The sequence below is a fragment of the Leptolyngbya sp. GB1-A1 genome (assembly GCF_039962475.1).
Taxonomy (GTDB): Bacteria; Cyanobacteriota; Cyanobacteriia; order Elainellales; family Elainellaceae; genus Leptolyngbya_A.
Window position 1 is genome coordinate 344,408 of record NZ_JAMPLI010000003.1, and the last position, 15,204, is coordinate 359,611.

Here is a 15,204-nt window from a genome sequence, read left to right on the forward strand (position 1 = left end):
GAGCTGGCGTTGGACACGCGCTACACCGTGTCGAGAAACACTGTGTCAACAAACCAAGTGCCAACAAACTAAGTGCTAACCAAAATTTCAAAAGATGAAATTCGCTCTAGTCTCCGCGCTTCAACGCTGGACGGCATTTTTGCAACGCTTTTTTCTAGCGTGACTGGCGGAGTGCTGATTAGTAATTTTCTCGTCGAGCTGAAGGCAACGCCGCTTCAGATTGGGATGCTGGCTTCGATGCCAATGGTGGCAAATCTCTTGCAGCCCCTTGGGGCTTATTTATCAGATTGCACCACGAGCCGTCGTCGCTATAGTCTCTGGGTTTACGGCTTTTCCCGCTTGCTGTGGCTGCCGCTGGCGATCGTCATCCTGATTTCTAGCCGACATCCTAACCAGTTGCAGCCGATGATTTTCGCGACGTTGGTGGTGATGCTGATTACGCATTTGATAAATGCAATCGGCAGTGCTTCCTGGCTGTCTTGGTTGGCGACACTGGTTCCCCGACAGTTGCGCGGACGGTATTTCGGCTTGCGGAATAGTGCCTTTAGCCTGACCGGTTTGATTGCCCTGCCGCTGCTGGGTGTGGTTGTCTCGCGCTGGACGGGGGGCAGCATTCAGGGATTTGGCGTGATGATGATTGTGGCAGTTGTTGCAGGAGTCATTAGCCTGGGCTTTCAGTCGCGCATGGTCGATGTAAATCCACAGGCGAATATTGGCTCTCAGGCAAATATTGGTTCTCAGGAAAACATTAGTTTTCAGGGAAATATCAATCCGCAGGCAAATGGTTCTGGCCCGGCAGTCTCTCAACCCGAAAATGCGGTGATTTGCGATCGCGCTCAAGAGGAAACTGTGGAGCTTTGTCCTGGAATGCAGGAGATCGAGGAGAGCCAGACGAGCCACCCGGTCGCCAGTTTGCCTCAGACAGCTGACCCCAGCCTTTTCTACAAACTATTCCACAACTCTCATTACGGGCTATTCCTGCTCTACTTCGGCTTGTGGGCATTTGGGATTAACCTCAGTAATCCCTTTTTTAATCTGTATTTACTGAATGATCTGGCTCTGGATTTGAGCTGGGTCACGCTCTACAACGGGATAGGAGCAGGCGCGAATCTGCTGATGCTTCTTCAGTGGGGTAGGCTGGCAGACCGGATTGGCAATCGATCGATTCTGCTGCTGAATGGGCTGCTGGTTGCGGTGACGCCGCTGTTCTGGCTGGGGACGGGTGCAAATTCACACTCGCTCTGGCTCTGGTTTCCGCTTCTGCATCTTTTAGGCGGTGGGACGGGGGCGGCGATCGACCTGTGCATCAACAATCTGCAATTTGCGATCGTTCCGGTGCAGCACCAAACCAAGTATTTTGCAACCACGGCGGCGATCGGGGGTGTGGCGGGGGCAATGGGGGCGTTAGCAGGGGGCTGGCTGGCGCAATCTAGCAATGCAGGTAACATCACAGAACTATTTGCGCTTTCCAGCATTTTCCGGCTCGTTGCGCTGCTGCCGCTGGCCTGGCTCCAGGAACCTCAGCGGCAATCGCTCAGAAACACCCTGCAACGCTGGTCTACCCCGTTCAGGCTGAAACGCGCTCTTTCAGATATCGCCCGATCGCCTGCTCCAGGTCCGGCAACAGCACCCCTCGTTCACTTGTCAGCGCACTGTAAACCGGACGAGGCGCAACCCAGTTGAGTTCTTTAGCAGGACGGGCATCAATGCGAGTGTGATCAAGTCCTGCAAGCCTGGCAGCTTCCCGTGCGAGGTCTGCCCAAGCGATCGCCCCCTCGTTTGCCAGATGCCACAGCCCAGATTCGCCATCAATCAGCAAGTCCAGCGTCACGTTGACCAGATCGGGCACATAGGTAGGCGAAACGATCGCATCCGATGCGGCAATAAACGGTTGTCCGGCTGACAGGGTGCGAAGGGCGATCGTCAAGAAGTTATAGGCATCCCAGGGGCTAAAGAAGGCACTGGTGCGAATCACTAGAGAATTGGGATGAGCGGCTAGAACCTGCTGTTCCGCGATCGCCTTACTCCGTCCGTAAACGTTAAGCGGCGCGACTTGCTGACTTTCCGTATAGGGTTCAGCGCGGTTGCCGTCAAATACCAAATCCGAGGAAAATTTCACCATTGCAATGCCGCGATCGGCACAGGCTTCCGCTAGAATCGTTGCCCCTTCGGCGTTGACGCGATGGCACAGGTGCGGTTCCCGCTCGGCATCATCGACTCGCACGTATCCTGCTGCATTCACGATCGCCCACGGCTGCAATTCCTTCAACGCTTGCGCTACCGAAGTAGAGTCTGTAATATCCATCTCCTGACGAGACAGCAGGTGATAGGGAATGCCGCGAATTTCACAAAGGCGAGCAAAGGCTTGTCCCAGGGTACCCGTCGCGCCCGTAATGAGCAGTGGCGGCGTGGAAGCGGCAGCAGAATCTTTTCCAATCCGCCTCATCTCGACGGAGCGACAAACCGCCCCTGATTCTGTATCAATCCATCCGCCTGATTTTTGTGAATAGTTAACAGGTGGGTAGAGCAACCGCTGCGATCGCTGCCACCACCCGGGGAGATCCAGTAACGGGTGGGTATATTCCTGCCCTGTGGCGATCGATTGCACCATTTTAGCGATCGCCGTCGGACGGGGCACCGCCGATCGGACATCAAATACACCCGGCTCGTAAAATCCATCGTCGCGAGTCACCAGGCTATTCCAGTCGTAAGTCCCCAGCAGCGACCAGACTGTGACGGCTCGAAAGTCTACCCCTTCATTTCGTACTGCCTGAGCCACCTGCCAGATTTCTTTCAGCCAGCGCAACTGCTCCTCGCGAGTACAGCCTAAATGGGCTTCAGTAATAGCAATCGGCTGCCCATAGCGTTGCCAGACTTCCTTTAGCAGAGCCGCGTGATCGTAAATGCCATCGGCACAGACCCACACCGCTTCCACATCGGCGTATTGATGCTTGCCATTGCCGCCCCGCGTATGTTCGGGATAGCGTTCCATTCGTTCATCAATAAACCGATCGCCGCACACATAACGATTAATGCCGATAATATCGGGCGGACAGGAATTGTCTTCAAACCACAGCAGTTCGTCTGCCTCAACGCCTGCCCCCAGCAGATAGCTCCACAGGGGATGGTCAGGATTGACGCGCCCGCACAGCAAATCGAGCGACAGCCAGCGGCGATCGTTCTCAAGCTGTGCCTGGTATGTCAGCAGAGGCGTGCTAAAGGTTTTGCCCAGATCTTCGGTTTGTACGAGCTGTGCCCGCGGATTAATTTCTCGAATTGCCTGCATGGAAAGCACCGTGGCACGGCACTCGTGAATCAATGCTTTGGCAAACATCAGGTCATCGCGCTCATGCGGATACCAGTGACCATACAGCCCGCTAAATCTGGCAGTCGTTAACGGCTCATTCACAGGCGTGTAATGGCTCAGCCAGGGATATCGCTCGGCAACCGCCCGCGCATATTCTGCCAGCTTTTCTGGAAATGCCGGATCGATCAGGCTGGTATCGCGAGGACCGCTGCCGTGATGCACTAATCCGGCGATCGGACAAATGCCCAACTCATCCAGCATTTTCAGCCGCTCATCTGCCCATGACCAATCTGCCTGTTCTACCCCATTCGGCGCAATGCGTTCCCACAGGATCGGATAGCGGATCATTTCCACACCCAGCGCGGCGAATCGTTTCAGATCCTCAATTCGATTGGCGTGTCCATTCCATTCCATTTGGTCAAAATATCGATCGCCAATTCGATTCACCGTACATTCCAGTCCAGCCCACACGGCTGGCGGGGACATCTTTTGCGTTGAATTCATCGACTTCCTCACTTTGTTCTACTGCGTCAGCTTGTTCTATTGCGTCAACTTGTTCTACTGCATCAATACTTTGTTCAATGCTGCGTAAGCTACTGTGTTCGATCACGTCGTGATGCACTGCCGCGCTGAATGTTCAACCCATCTCTAACGCACTTCCTGAATCAATAAAACTGTCCAAGTGGAGATGAAAAGCAGGGGTAAGACGATCGCAGGCATTTGGGCTAAACGACGAGTCAGCGTTGTACCTTGGATTGGCGGATAATGCTCGGTTGTATCATCCTGCGGATAGGTTTGAAACAGGTTCCGTAATTCAGCCATATAAACCAGGGAAACCAGAATTCCGACATAAATCAGAATGCTTGTGATTAAAGAAATGCCAGGAACGATCCAGAGCAAGAGTTGATGTAACTCTGCATAGCCGCCATTCTCTGGGTCAGGCGGTGAAGTTAAAAGTGTCGCAAACCCGCTAAAGAAGAATGACTGTGAAAGAATGAGCCAGTTTACCCGCTGACTCATCGAGTCATCTTCATTGCTGATTTGCTCATGGATCAATTGGTAAAAATCAGCCGTAGGCAGCGGTTTAGATAAGTCGATCGATTTGGACATTTATTGATTTACAACTAATTGATTTAGAGGTTAAAGATCGATGATCGAAATCCGAACAGCCCCCCAATTCCAGGGAAACTGAGCCAGCCTTCCCTAAGTTTCAAAGTTCGCCAAAGTTGGGGAATTTAGAGGGAAATGCAGCCCCTCGAACACTCCTCAAACTCACTTCCGCCATCGATCGCCTGCTATGTGATTCTGACTACTCTAAAACTCCATTCGTTGGAACATCTTGTTTCGCCTGGGAATCGAAGTAGAGGAACAGAACAAATAAGATTGCAAAGGTCAAATCAAACACACCGGACAGCAGATAAAACGGATGAAGACTGCCGATCAAAGTATGATAAGCAAGCAATCCAAAAACGCTAAATTGGGCGAAAATCCCGAGTTTGACAATGCCGCGATTTTGCGTAACGTCCTGGCTCACCCACCAATAACCAATGCCGATGATGAAAACGAAGCCATAGAAGAGCTGTGAGTATTCGAGATTGACGAGTGGTTCTGTATTCAAAAATTCTCGTACCCATCGATCGCCTATCAGAAACAAAACGGCTTCAACCCAGTTGATCACAGCCTTCGTTTGAAACACAAGCTTCCACGGAATTCTATGATTCATATAAACAAACCAGGGTTTTGTGTTGCCACCACCTCTGCTCTGACTCATCTGCGGCTCTAATACAGGGATAGCTCTATGGTGTTCCTGCTCCTGTTCCTGTAACTGACTTTTAGCGGCTTTGAAATCCGTCGCCAATTGTTTCTGCTGATCGTTACTGAGATACTGTTTAATGCGGGGAAAGATATCATTCTCCTCTTGATCGACATGACCTCGAACCGCAAGCCTCACCTGTTCAATTCGTGTTTTAAAGCTGGGGTCGGCAGGATCGATTTGCTTGACCTCATCCAGCAGCTTGATCGCATCATCGGTTTGATCAACAATTTCCTGCATCTGCTCGTAGTAGGGGCTGAGAGCCGGATAGAAAACCTGTTCTTCAGCTAAGCCGTGAACCTTGACATCCCGATAAAGCTGCCCAAAATACTCCTGAATTTTTTGTGGATCATCACTTCCTAAAATTTCGGCAAACAGAATATCTGCCTTGCTGTGATCCATCAAAAGCAGATCGCGGAGGCTCATCTCATCATCCGATCGCGTCACCACACTGCCCACGATGCCTGTGAAAGCTGCAACCGCATCTTCGCCTCTTGCCAATAGTCCCTGAGCCGGATCTTGTCCAGTCAGTTCACGCACCCCCAGCACTTCTAAGATTCCTTTGAGCCGTTCTTGATGAGCGCGGTTTTCAAAGTTGATGGCATGTAAGGGCGCGATCGCTGCTTCAATATCAGCCCCAACTACCTGTGCTGCTTTGTGAATGATCAGTCCTGCCATCGTCTGCTGATGCTTCAGCAATTCATGCTGCAAAACTTTCTCAGACAGGGTTAATTCAGTATCTTCTATCAAGTGTTGGGTGTTCTCAAGACTTTGCTCAACCGTTTCCTTTAACTCACCCGGAACCCCATACTGAACGATGACCGTTTCCAGAATGCCCAGGTTCTTTTCATCCTGTTTTAGCATTTCCTGCAACTCATGATGAATCTCATCATCTTCGATCGCATTCAGGAGTAGCTGATCGTTGTGAATTAGCAGATTTTGCAATGCTTTCATCTCTGCTAACTGCATGGCGATTGCTATTCGTTTTGTATCGTCGATCGCTGCCGTCATTTTGGGTTGCCTTCCAATTGTTTATCAGCGGTTTATTATTTAGCCTGTTAAATGCAATCCTTTTTGGTGCAAACTCTGCTCAACCTGCTGCATCTCCTCTACGGTTTCTCCAGTGACAATGCCGTAAATTTCGGTGTAGATTTTTCCATATTTCACTTTTTCCAGAGCCGAGAGAATCAAGAAATCTCTGCGATCGAGATGCAACTTGAGCGTTGTCAGAATGGAGTCAAGCGTTCCTTCCATGCGATAATCGCTGGAGTATTTTGCGATTGTTTTATTCAGCTTCAATAGCTGATGCCGCTGGAGACAAAGAGGTGTAGAACCATTGATGCGGAAGTTAGCATCGATCGCGTAAAGTTCGCCGTTCCGATTCTCTAATACATCAAAACCAATGACTCCAAAGTATCCTTGCTGATGGGCATATTTTCCAACTGCCGCAATCATCGAGGAAAACTTGCTCAAATCATTGGTGTAGTCAATCACGCCTCCCAAGTATGTCCCTTCAGAGCTGACAAGCTGCTGAGTTACGCCAATTAACGTGATTTCTCCAGCTTTATTAACGTAAAACTGTACACAGTAATTATTTACTTCATGCTTAACAAAATCGGAAACAATAATTGTTTCGAGCAGTTTAATTTTGAGATACTTCTCTAATTCTTCCAGGCAGTAGTTCAGGTCACTCTGAGTACGGATGATATAAGTTCCCTCACCGGAAAGACCATGCGACGTCTTGATTAAGTAGGGGAATTGGGAAGGGAGCGGAATTTGATCAAGACGAACTTCACTTAACTGATAAGTTTGATAAGTAGGGCAGGGCACTCCTAATTGGGAAAGCGTTGCTTTACTGAGCAAGCGGTAATGAATTTCTGGATCAACAGCGTGTCTTTCGGGCAGCAGGTGATCAAAGGGAAAGAGGGTAATGACGCGATCGATTTGGTTACTTTGCAGTTGCCCAGAGGAGTCATTACCCTGACTGAGATCATCCAGATATGTTGAGCAATCCAGCTTCTCTGCTTGTAAATCGCGAAAGCCAAAATGCTCGCGCCAATAGTGGATCAGTGTGTTACTAGGTGGACTGATGACCACACCGCGCAGCCCGTGCCCCAACACTGCTAAATTCTTCCAGGGTTCTTTCTGGCAAATCTTATCGAAGGATGTTTTGGTTGATTCGCCGCTGCCATCTTGCAGAAAGTATTTTTGCGTGTTTGGATAAGCTGCCCAGCTTGCTGTCGCTGGGTAGTTCAAAATCAGCGCGTAGTTTCCGTTGCTAATGTCTTGAGCAAACAAATCAGAAAGTGAATTGCCCTGAAAAAACTGGAAGGAGGTTTGAGAAGCCATAGCGGGGAGGGGGTTAAACAGAGGAGTTAAACAACTGTGAACTTTTGATCCTGACGGGTAAAAAAGGCAGGCTGCTTTAGCTCATCGGACATATAGGCAACTGCCATTTCAGATGAGTTATGTGCCCAGCCAACTTGTCCCTCTCGATCGATCAAAATACAGCCTGCTTCTCCCGCCACTCGATCGATTAGGGTGTCGATCGCATGTTGCGCTGCATCATCGGGATGCTTTCCGGCAACCAAGGCATCGATCGCGGTTTTTGCCAGTACGACTGGAATAATCGACTCACCATCTCCTGTCGTCGAACAAGCTCCAGAGCGGTTATCGGCATACAAGCCGCAGCCGACTAATGCAGTATCGCCGACTCGCCCCTGAGGTTGCCCAGTGGTTCCGCCTGTGGAAGTTCCGGCGACCAGATTCCCATTGACATCTAACGCGACACAGCCCACCGTATTGGGGCGGTCTAAAACCTCAAGTTCCTCTTTCCACTCCTGATACTGTTCTTCACTGACCAAATCTTCTTTAGCACACACTTCTAGCCCGTGTTCTAGCGCAAACCGTTCCCCGCTTCGTGCCACGAGAAATCGGGATTTTTCCTTCATAATCTTGTGAGCAACAGAAATCGGATGGCGAACGCCCTGGACAGCTGCGACGGCTCCCCAGTCTAGTGTTGCCCCGTCCATGATTGCGGCATCGACTTCAACTTCGCCTTCACTGTTCATCGTCGAACCGAAGCCCGCATTAAACGTCTGATCCGTTTCAAGGACACGAATCGCTGCCTCAACCGCTGCGGCTGCACTGCCTCCGGTACGTAACACCTCCCAGCCCGCCTCAACTGCCGCTAAGCATCCCGCTTGATTTGCTGCCACCTTATCTTCTGTAATTGTTTTTGCTCCACCATGAACGATGATGACTGGTTTCATACTTTTTCTTTTCCTCACACAGTATTTTTTAGAGGATTTTTTTAGAGGATATTTGCGGCAAAAAATTACGCCGCTTTGAGCCTTGAAAGCACGTCCAGCTTTCCAATTTTGGAGACTTAAGACAGAGCAGTAATAATCATCCCGAAGCATACCAGCTTGATTTTCTAAGGCATCTCTATCCCAAGAGTCACCTAAGACAATTAGAGGAATGAGATCCGATAACGCAAGTTTGTAATCGGCTGTTTTAGCTTCTGAGCAGCCTGGCTTTGGAGCGAGCCTGTATCCTCTTAGCGTTGAATCCGATCGATCTAAAGCGATACAGCGACAGCAACTTTTCCGCTATATCCTTCCGCCTCTTTACTGGTTTTGATAGAAATTTCTGTTGAAAATTGGTTTTGATAGTTTTCTCTTTCAAAAGATTCGTTAGAATAATCTGTAGAAACAGTTGAGAGAATAATAAGGATTCACTATGGCATTTGAAGTCCCCGCACTGCCCTATAACTTCGACGCGCTCGAACCCTACATCGACGCTCAGACCATGCAGATCCACCACGACCTGCATCACGGCGCATACGTTAAGAACCTGAATACGGCGACCGAATCCCACTCTGACCTGCAAAGCAAGAGCATTGAAGAACTAATTCGCGATCTCAATACTGTTCCAGAAGCCGTTCGGACTGCCGTTCGCAACAATGGCGGCGGACACCTCAACCACACGATTTTTTGGACGCTGATGGCTCCTAATGCAGGCGGTGAACCGACTGGGGCGATCGCAGAAGCAATCAATGACACCTTTGGCAGCTTTGAAACCTTTAAAGAGCGGTTCAACGATTCTGGCGTGAAGCGGTTTGGTAGCGGCTTTGTTTGGCTGGTGCGCTCTAGCGACGGCAAACTCGAAATCGTCAGCACCCCCAACCAGGACAACCCGATCACCGATGGTCACTACCCGATCATGGGCAACGATGTTTGGGAACACGCCTATTACCTCAAGTACCAGAACCGCCGCCCCGAATATCTGAAGCAGTGGTGGAACACGGTGAACTGGGAAGAAGTTAATCGCCGTTTCGCACAGTGTTCTGCTGGTTAATGATTCGCAAATGGCATGACGATCAGGGAGACGATCGCTGGATTGCCTTAAGAAACAGGTGCGATCGTTCATCCTCAGCTTTGTGCAGCGTTAGGCGGCAGAGTTAGGCTGCTCACTTGCCTATTCATTACACCCCTTTCACACCCCTTTAATTAAGTCGTTTAATTAAATCGTTTAGGGCGAAGCAGGTGCGATCGAGTTTTCCATTGAATTGGGGAGGCTCTTTCGCATTGCTTCGTCTTTTCAGGTTGTTTGGTCAAAAGCGGGGAGACGATCGCTAAAGTAAAGAAATCGTTTTGCCATTATTTCTACAGTGACTATGGATATCATCCTCTGTCATACCACGGCTGACTTTGACACCCTGGGCGCGGCGATCGGCTTAACGCGGCTGCATCCGGGAGCGCGAGTTGTGTTGACGGGGGGAAGTCATCCCACAGTGCATGATTTTTTGGCGTTGCATCGGGATGAATATGCGCTGATTGAGCGACGATCGGTAAATGCTGATCAGATTCGATCGCTGATTGTAGTGGATACGCAGTGGCGCGATCGGTTGGGCAAGGCGGCGGAATGGCTGGATTTGCCGGGAATTAAAGTTACGGTGTACGACCATCATCCCGATGGAGATATTGCGGCAGACGAAATGTGTGTGGAGGCGATCGGGTCAGCCACCACGCTGATCGTGGAGCAGCTTCAGGCGGCACAAATCACGCTGACTCCGGCAGAAGCAACCGTGATGGCGTTGGGCATTCATGTGGATACGGGGTCGCTCACGTTTGATCATTCGACTGTGCGAGATGCAGCAGCGTTGACCTGGCTGATGGCTCAGGGCGCAAACCTGCGATCGATCGGGGAATATGTAGAGCCAGGATTATCTCCAGAGCTGCAAGAGCTGTTGACGATCGCCCTGGAGCAAATGCAGACGGAAACCATTCGCGGCAATTCGATCGCCTGGGTGCTGCTGCCCGTGGGAGGTCATGTGGTGGGGCTGTCGAATCTAGCATCGCGGCTGCTGACCCTGACCGAGGCGGATGTGCTGCTGCTGGCGACGCGCTTTAATTTAGGAGACGGTACGGAAGAACGGTTGACGGTCATCGGACGATCGCGAGGTGGACTGGGATTAGACGAATTGAATCTGGGTGAGCTGTTCCAGCCATGGGGTGGCGGCGGACATTCGCGGGCAGCATCGTTATCCCTGAGGGCGGCTGATCCGGAAAGCGAGTTTCAGCAGATTGTTGATCGCTTGACGCAGCAGATTCCCCAGCCGCCAACGGCACGAGAAATGATGTCTTCTCCGGTTCGCACGATTCGCCCAGAAACGACGATCGAGGAAGCACAGCGAATTTTGTTGCGGTACGGTCATGCGGGGCTATCAGTGGTGGATGCGGAAGGGCAGTTGGTTGGCATTATTTCTCGACGGGATATTGACATTGCACTGCATCACGGCTTCAGCCATGCTCCGGTGAAAGGCTACATGACGACGAATCTAAAGACGATCGCCCCCGATGCCTCGCTGCCGGAAATCGAATCGCTGATGACCACCTTTGATATCGGTCGATTGCCTGTGCTGGAGGACGGACAGCTTGTTGGCATGGTGACACGAACCGATGTGCTGCGCCAGCTTCATCAGGATAGGCAGTATCAGGGCAGGCAAAACCAGGCAAGGCAAACGGTACGCGATGCGAAAAAACCCTCACTGCGTCAAGCTTGCCTCCTTCCAGAAGTTGTGCAGGGAATGTTCCGAAGTCGCCTGATTCCAGCTTTGTGGAATGTGCTGATGCAGGCAGCAACACTGGCAGAGCAGCGCGGTTGGCAGCTCTATGTGGTGGGCGGTGCAGTGCGCGATATGCTGCTGTCCCAGAGCGGTGAACCCCATTTGTATGACATTGATTTAGTGGTAGATGGCTTTCATCGATCGGCAGACCAGGCAGCAGGAGTCGAGCTAGCACGAGCATTGCAGGAAAGCTACCCGCAAACGAAGCTGCAAATCCACGGACGATTTCAGACTGCAGCCCTCCTCTGGCACAACGATCCCGAACTTGGCTCGCTCTGGGTGGACATCGCTACGGCTCGCACCGAGTTTTATCCCTATCCGGCGGCAAACCCTGAAGTCGAGGCAAGCTCAATCCGGCAGGATTTATATCGGCGCGATTTCACGATTAACGCGATGGCAATCCGGTTGACTACCCCCCGACGCGGCGAACTGCTCGACTTTTTCGGCGGTGTGATTGACCTGGAAGCAAAGCAAATCCGTGTCCTCCATGCCAATAGCTTTATCGAAGACCCGACGCGCATCTATCGCGCAGTGCGTTTTGCCACGCGACTTGGATTTCAGATCGAACCGCAAACTGAAGGTTACATTCGCCATGCGATCGCCAGCGGGGTTTATGACCGAATCCAGCTCGAAATGGAGAAAACCCCCGCACTGCAAACCCGCCTGAAGCAAGAGTTGAAATACATTCTGGAAGCTTCCTATTGGAAACGGGCGATCGCGCTTTTAGATCATCTGGGCGCAATTTGCTGTATCCATCCTGAGCTGAAACTCACCGATTCCCTCTGGTACCAGCTCCGTTTTGCCGATCGCTGGCTGAAACAATTTGCCCCTTCCAAAACCTTTTCTCACTGGCAAATTTTGCTCGAAGTCATGCTGCTGCACCTGCTACCCGCAGCCCGAGTCAAAGTCGCAACGCATTTTCAGCTTCCTGCCGACAGTCTCGATCGATTAGGACAGTTTGACGATCGACAAAAATGGATAAATGAGCAATTGCCTGAATGGGATGCGAAGCACTTCCCTTCTGGGACAACCCGTCTTAGTAAGGTTTATCGGCTGCTGCAACCCTTGGATTTTGAGACGCTGACGCTGCTAGCAATCACCAGTTCTCGCGCAATTCGACGACGTATTTGGCAATACCTCACTAAGGATTCGGCGATCGAACCTTTGCTCAACGGCAACGATCTCAAACAGCTTGGCTTCAAACCCGGACGGCAATATAAGGAGATTTTAGAAACGGTTTTTGATGCAACGTTGGATGGAGTGGTGCGCGATCGAGCCGAGGCAGTGCGGTTTGTTGAGGAACAGTTTGGAAAGGGAGAGCGGTAAAGCAAAGAGACGTATTGAGCACGATCGCTCACTCCAGGCTTTGCAATTGCCAATTCCGAATTCCAAATTATTTACACGGCAGAATGGAAAGGTTGACTCGGACGCTGAGAACCTGTGGATTGGATTGAGACTTATAAGGGTGAAATCGCCGGATTGGGGGCTGCACTGATCTGGGCGATCGCTTCCTCGATTTATGTGGGGTTGGGGAAACAGATGCCGCCCCTAATTTTGAACTTTACGAAGAGTGGGATTGCGATCGGCTTTATTTTGCTGACGCTGCTGCTGCGGGGCGATGTGCCTGACTTGAGCGGGATGAGTGTCTTGCTGCTGGGGTTGAGCGGGGCAATTGGAATTGGGTTGGGCGATACCGCGTTTTTTGCCAGTTTGAATGCGCTGGGGGCAAGACGATCGCTCTTATTTGAGGCGTTGTCGCCTTCGATGGCAGCAATTTTGGCAGGGTTATTCCTTAGCGAACAGCTAGGGCTGCAAACCTGGATCGGAATTGCCTTAACCCTGGGAGGGGTTGCCTGGGTCGTGGTGGAACGCACACCCAATGAGCCGCGAGATCGATCGCACCGCTGGCTGGGAGTTGGCTTCGGATTATTGGCGGCACTGGGTCAGGCAGGCGGAGCCGTTTTGTCCAGAGCAGCGTTAGCCGGAACCACAGTCAGCCCACTCTGGAGTACGCTGATTCGTCTTGCAGCAGGTGTGCTAATTTTGCTAGTCTGGATGGTGGCAAAGCGTCAGGCCCTCCGAGTTTTCCAGCCGCTTCGATCGCCCCGCTTCCTGGCTATCCTGGCTCTTACTGCATTTAGCGGCACGTATCTGGCAATCTGGCTCCAGCAAACTGCCCTCAAATTCACTGCCACGGGCATTGCTCAGGCGCTCACCTCGACCAGTCCGCTGTTTGTGATTCCGATCGCTTTCTGGGCAGGAGAACGAGTGAGTTTAAGGGCAATTTTAGGAGCGACGATCGCCTTAGCAGGAATTTGGCTACTGTTCGATTAAAAGAGAGCCAATCAAAATTAAGTCGGATTTTCATCTGCGATAGCGTTCTTCGAGCCAGATCCGAACTTCGTTTGCGCTCCCGAAGGTGAGTGATTGATGGGTCGTCGGGTCGTAGACGCTCCAGTAATGTTCACCCGATCGATCGCGCTTCAGCGTAATTTGCGGTTCAGAATAACCGAGACAATATTGCACAAATCGATCCCAGATCCGCTTGAGGCGTCCATTTTGCCAGGTTTGCGGCGATCGTGGATTAACGAGGGGGGAGGATTGCTGAATCGGATTGAAATCAGTTCTCATACCATGACTCCCGGATGCGAAGGGTGAATCAGACGGTTTGCAGGCAGATTACTCCTTTGGTCATGCTCGTGCTGGAGCACGATGAGTAAATTGAATGGCGGAATAAACTCCATCGCCGTAACAAAATTTCATCTGATAGCCCCACTTTAAGTAGCTGCAACGATGAAATCAAAAAGCGCACTGCATCGTTTCCATGAAAAAAATTCATGTTTACCTCTGGAGTCTCCTGAGAATTTAAGCGACAATCTGGGAAGTGCAGGGAAGAGGTGGACGCGATGAATCTTGAAGGCATTAAGCTATCGCAACTGCGGGCACTGGCTACGATCGCCAAGTATGGCAACTTCAGTGAGGCGGCTTTTCAGCTTGGTGTGTCTCAATCCGCCATCAGTCATGCAATCGCGGCGTTAGAAGCTGAATTAGGCGTGGTGCTGCTGTCGCGGGGGCGACATGGGGCTTCGCTAACTCCCGTAGGCGAACGCATTTTGGCGCATACTCATACCATGCTGGATAATCTGGAGGCGATCGGCAAAGAAGCAAACCTCGCGAAGGGGCTTCAGGGCGGTCATCTACGAATTGCATCATTTCGGAGTGCGGCGACTCACGTGCTGCCCGGCGTGATTGCAGAGTTTCAGAAGCGGTTTCCGGGCGTGAGTATTACGATTCGCGAATGTCGTTTCGGCGTTTCCGTTGCTCAAGCCCTGCGGCAGGGTCAGGCAGACCTGGGCATTACCATTTTGCCGACGACCGATGAATTTGAATCCTGGGAACTGCTGCGCGATGAGTATCTGGTTCTGTTTCCCCCCAGCTGCAAGCTCAAAGACTCCCTCACCTGGCAGGATCTGTACAGGCTGCCCTTAATTTTGCCTTCGTCGCAGGACGAGTGCCGCATCCTGATTGATGCTCACTTCGATCGCTTTCAGCAGCCCTTAAAACCCACCTACGAAGTAACGGAAGATTCGACCGCTGTGGGCATGGTCAGCCAAGGCTTGGGCATTACGATTATGGGACGATTAGCCGCCGAGCCACTGCCACCCCATGTTCAGGTGAGAAGTCTGCCCGTGAAACTAGAGCGAATTATCGGCGCAGCAATCTTGGCAGAAGGGTTACATTCTCCGGCGGTTTATGCGTTTCTTGACAGTTTGAAAGCATCAGGGTCAGTTCAGCCCGGCTCTGCCTTGTCTGATTTAAGCGCCGTTGTTTAGCGTTCAGCGATCGCCTAATCACAATCTCGTCAGACTAACCTCACTTCACAAAACCCAAAACAAACCCATTAATCCCATCTCCTCCAGGGAGGGAAGTCCGCAGGGCAGGGTGGGGCAAACC

The 15,204-nt window shown here is 51.3% G+C and carries 11 protein-coding genes; 5 read left to right on the top strand and 6 right to left on the bottom strand.

The window, feature by feature from the left end; translation table 11 throughout:
• Positions 1-72: 72 nt before the first annotated feature.
• Positions 73-1,683 (top strand): MFS transporter, encoded by a 1,611-nt coding sequence (locus NDI45_RS05395; protein ID WP_348246703.1) that lies wholly within the window; start codon positions 73-75, stop codon positions 1,681-1,683.
• On the opposite strand, the gene NDI45_RS05400 is transcribed toward NDI45_RS05395, so the two are convergent.
• From NDI45_RS05400 to NDI45_RS05420, 5 genes are all read right to left on the bottom strand, one after another.
• Positions 1,568-3,811 carry a family 1 glycosylhydrolase gene (locus tag NDI45_RS05400; protein WP_348246704.1) on the bottom strand — a complete coding sequence of 748 codons (2,244 nt, stop codon included), beginning with the start codon at positions 3,809-3,811 and terminating at the stop codon, positions 1,568-1,570. The two genes, NDI45_RS05395 and NDI45_RS05400, sit on opposite strands and share 116 nt — an antisense overlap.
• Before the next feature lie 144 nt (positions 3,812-3,955).
• Complete coding sequence (locus tag NDI45_RS05405; protein WP_190790078.1) at positions 3,956-4,417, bottom strand: hypothetical protein; 462 nt, start codon at positions 4,415-4,417, stop codon at positions 3,956-3,958.
• Between the two features lie 199 nt (positions 4,418-4,616).
• Positions 4,617-6,131: a hemerythrin domain-containing protein gene (locus tag NDI45_RS05410; RefSeq protein ID WP_348246705.1), complete on the bottom strand. Its 1,515-nt coding sequence runs from the start codon at positions 6,129-6,131 to the stop codon at positions 4,617-4,619.
• A gap of 39 nt (positions 6,132-6,170) precedes the next feature.
• On the bottom strand, positions 6,171-7,469 hold the full coding sequence (locus NDI45_RS05415) for a carbamoylphosphate synthase large subunit (protein ID WP_348246706.1): 1,299 nt from the start codon (positions 7,467-7,469) through the stop codon (positions 6,171-6,173).
• A 26-nt stretch (positions 7,470-7,495) separates the two neighbouring features.
• The gene (locus NDI45_RS05420; RefSeq protein ID WP_348246707.1) at positions 7,496-8,392 is read right to left on the bottom strand and encodes an isoaspartyl peptidase/L-asparaginase family protein; all 897 of its coding nucleotides are present in this window, start codon (positions 8,390-8,392) and stop codon (positions 7,496-7,498) included.
• Between the two features lie 469 nt (positions 8,393-8,861).
• Here NDI45_RS05420 and NDI45_RS05425 point away from each other — a divergent pair, with 469 nt between their 5' ends.
• From NDI45_RS05425 to NDI45_RS05435, 3 genes are all read left to right on the top strand, one after another.
• Positions 8,862-9,479, top strand: a complete 618-nt coding sequence (locus NDI45_RS05425) for a superoxide dismutase (RefSeq protein ID WP_190790852.1) — start codon at positions 8,862-8,864, stop codon at positions 9,477-9,479.
• 319 nt (positions 9,480-9,798) lie between these two features.
• Positions 9,799-12,576 (top strand): CBS domain-containing protein, encoded by a 2,778-nt coding sequence (locus tag NDI45_RS05430; protein WP_348246708.1) that lies wholly within the window; start codon positions 9,799-9,801, stop codon positions 12,574-12,576.
• A gap of 114 nt (positions 12,577-12,690) precedes the next feature.
• Positions 12,691-13,584, top strand: coding sequence for a DMT family transporter (locus NDI45_RS05435; protein ID WP_348246709.1), 894 nt, complete (start codon positions 12,691-12,693; stop codon positions 13,582-13,584).
• Between the two features lie 30 nt (positions 13,585-13,614).
• Here NDI45_RS05435 and NDI45_RS05440 read toward each other — a convergent pair whose 3' ends face one another.
• A complete protein-coding gene (locus tag NDI45_RS05440; protein WP_190790850.1) occupies positions 13,615-13,881 on the bottom strand; it encodes a hypothetical protein in 267 nt (88 codons plus the stop codon).
• Positions 13,882-14,156: 275 nt separating this feature from the next.
• Here NDI45_RS05440 and NDI45_RS05445 point away from each other — a divergent pair, with 275 nt between their 5' ends.
• Positions 14,157-15,083: a LysR family transcriptional regulator gene (locus NDI45_RS05445; protein ID WP_348246710.1), complete on the top strand. Its 927-nt coding sequence runs from the start codon at positions 14,157-14,159 to the stop codon at positions 15,081-15,083.
• Positions 15,084-15,204: the final 121 nt, after the last annotated feature.